The sequence below is a fragment of the Halomonas cupida genome (assembly GCF_900142755.1).
GTDB classification, from domain to species: domain Bacteria; phylum Pseudomonadota; class Gammaproteobacteria; order Pseudomonadales; family Halomonadaceae; genus Halomonas; species Halomonas cupida.
Genome location: NZ_FRCA01000025.1, coordinates 2,465 through 3,760, shown reverse-complemented (window position 1 = coordinate 3,760; position 1,296 = coordinate 2,465). Strand labels below are relative to the sequence as shown.

Annotated in this window: 1 protein-coding gene; it reads left to right on the top strand. The window is 66.8% G+C overall.

Annotation, left to right across the window (positions count from 1 at the left end):
• On the top strand, window positions 1-1,296 hold a 1,296-nt coding region (locus BUE38_RS23065), incomplete at both ends, for an Ig-like domain-containing protein (RefSeq protein WP_200802221.1).

Here is a 1,296-nt window from a genome sequence, read left to right as displayed (position 1 = left end):
ATTCCGCCGGGTGAGCCCGGCGATCCGAGCACACCGACGCCGCCGAGCGAGCCGGGCGATCCGGAGACGCCGGAATATCCCGGCGACCCCGAGGATCCGAGCGACGACATCGATCTGGCGGCCGGTGATTCCCTGCGCGTGGTCGACGAGGCCGGTCTGTCGGATGGCAGTGATGCCGAGGCGACCACCGAGACCACCAGTGGCACCTTCGCGATCGACACGAAGGGCGACAGTCTGCAGAGCCTGGTGATCAACGACACCGATGTGACGACGGCCGGCGGTGACGGCCTCACCGTGCAGGGCGAGTACGGCACGCTGACCGTCACCGAGAGTGGCGGCGAGTACCAGTGGAGCTACACGCTCGACGCCAGCACCACCGATCACGACAGCCAGGGCCCGGCGATCGACAACGTGCGTGACATCTTCAACCTGACGGTCACCGACAGTGACGGCGACACCGAACAGGCACGTCTGGGCATCGACGTGAAGGACGATGTACCGACGGCGGTGGACGATACTGCCGAGGCCGCGGAAGACAGTGCGGTCACGGTGGACGTGCTGGCCAACGACACCCGGGGTGCGGACGGTGCCAGTGTGACCAAGGCCACCGTGTCCGAGGACCTCGGTAGTGTCGTCGTCAACGAAAACGGCACTATCACCTTCACCCCGGCGGCGGGTGTGGAAGGCGACGTGGTGATCGACTACACGCTCACCGACGCCGATGGCGACACCAGCACGGCCCGGTTGACGGTGACCGTGGCGGCGGACTCGACGCCGGAGATCGTGATTCCGCCGGGCGAGCCCGGCGATCCGGGCACCCCGCCGGAGCCGGCAGATCCGGAGAATCCGGAATACCCGGGCGATCCCGAGGACCCGAGCGACAACATCGACCTGGCGGCCGGCGATTCGCTGCGCGTGGTCGACGAGGCCGGTCTGTCGGATGGCAGCGATGCCGAGGCGACCACCGAGACCACCAGTGGCACCTTCGACATCCGCGTGGGCAGTGATGATCTGAGCAGTGTGGTGATCAACGGCACCCCCGTGACCGAGGGCGGTACCGTGCAGGGCAAGTACGGCACGCTGACCGTGACCGAGAGCGGTGGTGAGTACCAGTGGAGCTACACGCTCGATAGCAGCACCACCGATCACGCCAGTGAAGGTCCGGCGATCGACAACGTGCGTGACCTCTTCAATCTCGAGATCACCGACAGCGACGGCGACACGGACCAGGCACGTCTGGGCATCGACGTGAAGGACGATGTACCGACGGCGGTGGACGATAGCGCCGAGACCGCG